This is a genomic window from Halorubrum aquaticum, from assembly GCF_900113615.1.
GTDB classification, from domain to species: Archaea; Halobacteriota; Halobacteria; order Halobacteriales; family Haloferacaceae; genus Halorubrum; species Halorubrum aquaticum.
In genome coordinates this window covers 1-4,489 of record NZ_FOPZ01000037.1, presented here as the reverse complement: position 1 = coordinate 4,489, position 4,489 = coordinate 1, and the positions used below count along the sequence as shown (strand labels likewise).

Sequence of the window (4,489 nt, the reverse complement as noted above, 5' to 3'; positions counted from 1 at the left end):
GCGGTGGCGCGCCTGCGAGCGCCCGGAGGGCGCGAGGAGCCCGCGAGGGACGCCGCGACCGAAGGGAGCGGCGAGGCTGGGGAGGCGTGAGGTGCGGCGCTGTGAGGGATGGGACTCAAAGGGGCAGTCGCCGGCGGCTTCGCCGCCGGCTGCCAGAGGCGCGGAGCGCCTCGCTGTCGCGAGGGCGACGGCGGCCGAAGCAAGGACCGCAGGAGCGAACATAGTGAGCGACGAAGACCACAGCGAGGCCCCCGAGTCCTCGCGACTGGGGCTTCGGGAATGGTCATCGCGCCAGCAACGACTCCCTTCTCCTCACCTCGATCATCAATGAAACAACCGTCTTACAAGCGATACGTTCTTTCAGTTGCTCCGTGTGGATCGGCACGAATCGAACGCGTTTCGAAAGCCGGGTCTCACTCCGATGATGGCCCGTGAGAACCCCCAATCGACCCCGGCGAACCGACCTCCGCGCCGCGGCCGGATCCGACATCTCCCGCACGATCCCGGCCCGAACCCGAAGACGGATTAGCGTCCCGACCCGAGTTCCGCTACATGTCAGCCTCCAGCGTGCGCACCCGCCTCAAGGACCGGGCGGGCGCGCTCACCGTGCTCCTCACGGTCGTCGGCTACGGTGCCGTCGGCGGCGTCTTTCTCGTGCCGGGGTTCCAGGCGCTGTTCCCGGACCTCACCCGCGAGACGGTCGACCTGCTCGCTCACGCGATCGCCGCGGTCAACACGGTCACGATCGCCACGCTCTCGCTCGGGTGGTACTGGATCCGCAACGGCGAGGTGAAGAGACACGCCGCCGCGATGACGACCTCGTTCGTCCTCATCCTCGTCTTCCTCGGGATGTACCTCCCGAAGGTCGCCGGCGGCGGGACGAAATACTTCGTCGGCCCCGACCCGGCCTACTACGCGTACCTCCTCATGCTCGCGGTCCACATCCTGCTCTCGATCGTCTCCGTGCCGGTCGTCCTCTACGCGCTGCTGCTCGGGCTCACGCACTCCGAACGCGAACTCCGAAACGAGGTCCCCCACGCGCGGGTCGGCCGGATCGCCGCGAGCGCGTGGCTCCTCTCGTTGGTGCTCGGCGTGGTCACGTACCTACTGCTGAACCACGTGTACGACTCGACGTTCGAGGCCGCCGAGACGGCGACCGAGACCGCGAGCCTCCTCCTCCCGCTCGTTCCCGGCATCTGACGATCGGAACGCCGGATCCGACACCGACGAGGTTCGTCCGGGCGGCTATCCTTCGTACGGCCAGTCGCCGATGACTTTCATTCCCGCCGCGAGGTCCTCCGATTCCAGTTGCTCCGCGATCTCCGCCGGCTCGCGCCGATCGATCTCGGTTTCGTCGTCCGCGAGGTCGACGACCAGTTCCGTCAGCAGGATCGCCTGCTCGCGCAGGTTCCGGACCTCGAGTTTGTCGAGCGTGTCCGCGAAGGTGTGGCCCCAGCCGCGGCCCTCGTCGCCGGTCTCGCTCATCACGTGGTAGCCCGGAACGCCCCACTGGACGTACGGCCAGTGGTCGCTGTGGGGGCCGAGTCGCGGGACGGTGCCGGCGGGGTGGTCGAAGCGGTCGGCGACGGCCTCCGCGGCGTCGTCGAGGTCGTCGAAGCCGTGCGTGAAGAACTTCAGCGTCCGGCCGCGACCCACCCCGTCGTTGTTCACGATCGCCTTGATCGCGTCGTGGTCGCGCTCGGCCGCGTCGTGGCTCGATCCCACCAGCCCGACCTCCTCTGCCCCGTACACCAGACAGTGGACCCGCGTGTCGAGTTCGTCCTCCCGCGCGGCGAGCGCCTTCGCGACCTCGAGGACGATAGCGGTCCCCGCGCCGTTGTCGCCCGCGCCCTCGGCGATGTCGTGGGCGTCGACGTGGCTCGTCACCAGGACGGCCTCCTCGGTGTCCGGACCGAGGTCGGCGTGGACGTTGTAGCTGGTCGCGTCGCCGGCGTCGGCGTCGACCTCGACCGTCACGTCTTCCCCGTCGAAGCGTCGAGAGAGCCGCGAGCCGACCTCCTTCGAGACGCCCACGGCGGGAACCTCGCCGATCGGAGCGTCCGCGGTCCCGACGCTCCCTGTCGGCGGGAGACACCCCTCGACGTGGTTCCGGAAGACGAAGGCGGCCGCGCCGCCCTCGACGGCGTAGTAGTACTTCTCCCGGCGGTGGATGAACCGGTCGTAGTAGTCGGGGACGTTCGAGGCGGCCATCACGACCTTCCCCTCGATGTCGGCCCGCTCGAAGTCCTCCGGGAGGCCGTACCCCAGGTCGACCAACTCGCCCGTGACCTCGCCGGACGGGCTCCGCGGAAGCGCGATGCTGTCCTGGGTCGTGTCACCGGCGTGGACCGCGGACGACCCGCGTTCCCACCCCTGGATGTCGAAGGACTCCAGTCGCGCGTCGCGCGCTCCGACCGCATCCAGCGCGTCGCGTGTCTCCTCGGCGGCGCGGCGCTCACCGTCGCTTCCCGCCATCCGGTTCCCGATGTCGACGAGCGTCTCGAGGTGCGTCCATCCCGCGTCGCTCGTGAACGTCTCTCCGATCCACGATGTCATGAGTCACCCATGCGAGCGCCGCCGCTTGAGGATTCGGGAAGCGGAGAACCCGCCCCGTCGGCCGACGTGGTGTGGCACCCGGACGGTTCCGATCGGAATCGGGGGTTTTTCCATCGTGCCGCGCGGAGCCCTCCCGTATGGGAGATCCGGTGTCTCGCGTCGCCGTCGTCGGCGCGGACGAGTCCCTCGCCGACCGCGCGGAGCGTGCCGTCCGCGCGGCCGGCGGGCGGACGGACGAGCCCGCCGCCTCGGACGCGATCGTCGCCGTGGGCGACGAGGCGATCCGGGACGCCCTGGTCGATTCCGCATCCGCGGACCACGTCGGTTCCGTCCCGCCCGAGCGCGTCGACGCACCCGTCCTCCCCGTCCGAGAGGGACGACACGCGGTCGATCCGGCGGACCTCCGGGACGCGATCCGCGGGCTCTTCGGCGGGGAGACACGCCGCGTCGGACACCCCGTTCTCTCCGTCGATCTCGGCGGAGACACGGTCCATCGCGCCGTCTTCGACGTCGGATTCGTCACCGACGAGCCGGCACGCATCTCGGAGTACGCGGTCGATCTCGCCGTCGATCGGGAGGCCGCGTTCCGAGCGGACGGCGTCGTCGTCGCGACGCCGCTCGGGAGCGACGGGTACGCCGCCGCCGCGGGCGGGCCGCTTCTCGAGGCCGGAAGCGGGATCGCGGTCGTCCCGATCGCGCCGTTCACGACCCGGAGCGACACGTGGGTCGTCCCCGACGGTACGGCCGTCTCCGTCCGACGCGACGCCGAGACCGTCTCGATCGTCGTCGACGGCGACCGTCGGGGGACCGTGACCCCCGGGCGACCGGTCCGGATCGAGGTCGTCGACCGGGTCGAAACGCTTCGATTGCCCCGTCCCCACCGGCCGAAACCGAGCGCTGATCGGAAAGGTTCTAATAACTCGTGAACGGAAGGATCGGTATGGATCCACTGCAGTTCCTCGTTCCGTTCGGCTGGCTGTCGGCCGTCGGGCCGGCGTTGCCGTACGCGATCCTCGTGATGGCGGTCGCGAACCTGGCGACCCGACACCTCGGACACCGGCGACACGTCGAACAGGCGAAGGAAGGGGACGCCGTCGAACAGTACGGTCCGCACGTGTTCACGAACTTCGGACTCGCGCTTTTGAGCTTCCTGTTCGCGGTTCACGCGCCGACCGGCGGGACCATCCTCTCGTTCCTCGTCGTGACGATGATGATCGCGGACGTGTTCGAGTTCGAGGCCCGCAACGTCGAGGCCCGTAACGACATGACCGTCGAAGCGCCCAAGAGCGCGATCGTCACCTCAGGGCTCGTGTTGCTGTACGCCTCGTACTACTCGCTGTTCTTCCTCGTCGAAGGGTTCTGGAACCAGGCGATCGTCGCCTGAGAGAACGGCCTCCTTCTCGCAGCGCCGTCCCGTACACGGACGAGGAACCACACGCGGACCGATCCTCCCGCTCGATGCGGCTCGAGCGTCACTTCTGACCGTGAGAGACCGGTTCGTGGCATTCACCTCGAGTGATCCCGAGACCTCGGAGTCGACCGCGTGAGCGAGTCGGAACGATATCCGGACCTGCCGTTTTGATGGACTTCCCGTGGTCAATACAGGCGAAGGAACGAGCGATCGCCGGAGCGGTGGCGTGCCTCCGAGTGCCCCAGCGGGGCACGAGGAGCCCGCGAGGGACGCGACGACCGAAAGGGAGTCGCGAGGCTGGGGAGGTGTGAGGTGCGGTTGCGGTTCGGGTGGGATTCAAAGGGGCAGTCGCCGGCGGCGGAGCCGCCGGCTGCCAGAGGCGCGGAGCGCCTCGCTGCCACGAGGACGAAGCCCGGCGAAGTAAGCACCGCAGGAGCGAACAAAGTGAGCGACGAGGAGCACAACGAGCCGCGCGAGTCCTCGTGGCTGGGGCTTTGGCGGTGTTCACTCCGCCAGCAACGA

5 protein-coding genes are annotated in these 4,489 nt (G+C 69.0%); 4 read left to right on the top strand and 1 reads right to left on the bottom strand.

The window, feature by feature from the left end:
- Nucleotides 1-552: 552 nt before the first annotated feature.
- A complete protein-coding gene (locus F3H10_RS15795; RefSeq protein ID WP_149785716.1) occupies nucleotides 553-1,200 on the top strand; it encodes a DUF420 domain-containing protein in 648 nt (215 codons plus the stop codon).
- 45 nt (nucleotides 1,201-1,245) lie between these two features.
- Here F3H10_RS15795 and F3H10_RS15790 read toward each other — a convergent pair whose 3' ends face one another.
- A complete protein-coding gene (locus tag F3H10_RS15790; protein WP_149785715.1) occupies nucleotides 1,246-2,556 on the bottom strand; it encodes a M28 family peptidase in 1,311 nt (436 codons plus the stop codon).
- A 137-nt stretch (nucleotides 2,557-2,693) separates the two neighbouring features.
- On the opposite strand from F3H10_RS15790, the gene F3H10_RS15785 reads away from it, so the two are divergent.
- From F3H10_RS15785 to F3H10_RS16410, 3 genes are all read left to right on the top strand, one after another.
- Nucleotides 2,694-3,482, top strand: a complete 789-nt coding sequence (locus F3H10_RS15785) for an NAD(+)/NADH kinase (protein WP_149785714.1) — start codon at nucleotides 2,694-2,696, stop codon at nucleotides 3,480-3,482.
- A 14-nt stretch (nucleotides 3,483-3,496) separates the two neighbouring features.
- Entirely contained in the window at nucleotides 3,497-3,940 is a 444-nt protein-coding gene (locus tag F3H10_RS15780; protein ID WP_149785713.1) for a DUF7313 family protein, read from the top strand.
- Nucleotides 3,941-4,279: 339 nt separating this feature from the next.
- On the top strand, nucleotides 4,280-4,489 hold a 210-nt coding region (locus F3H10_RS16410), incomplete at its 3' end, for a hypothetical protein (protein ID WP_223174346.1).

Excerpts from the sequence above, each read along its gene's own strand:
- F3H10_RS15795 (WP_149785716.1), top strand. The coding sequence starts at position 553 with ATGTCAGCCTCCAGCGTGCGCACCCGCCTCAAGGACCGGGCGGGCGCG.
- F3H10_RS15790 (WP_149785715.1), bottom strand. The coding sequence starts at position 2,556 with ATGACATCGTGGATCGGAGAGACGTTCACGAGCGACGCGGGATGGACG.
- F3H10_RS15785 (WP_149785714.1), top strand. The coding sequence starts at position 2,694 with ATGGGAGATCCGGTGTCTCGCGTCGCCGTCGTCGGCGCGGACGAGTCC.
- F3H10_RS15780 (WP_149785713.1), top strand. The coding sequence starts at position 3,497 with ATGGATCCACTGCAGTTCCTCGTTCCGTTCGGCTGGCTGTCGGCCGTC.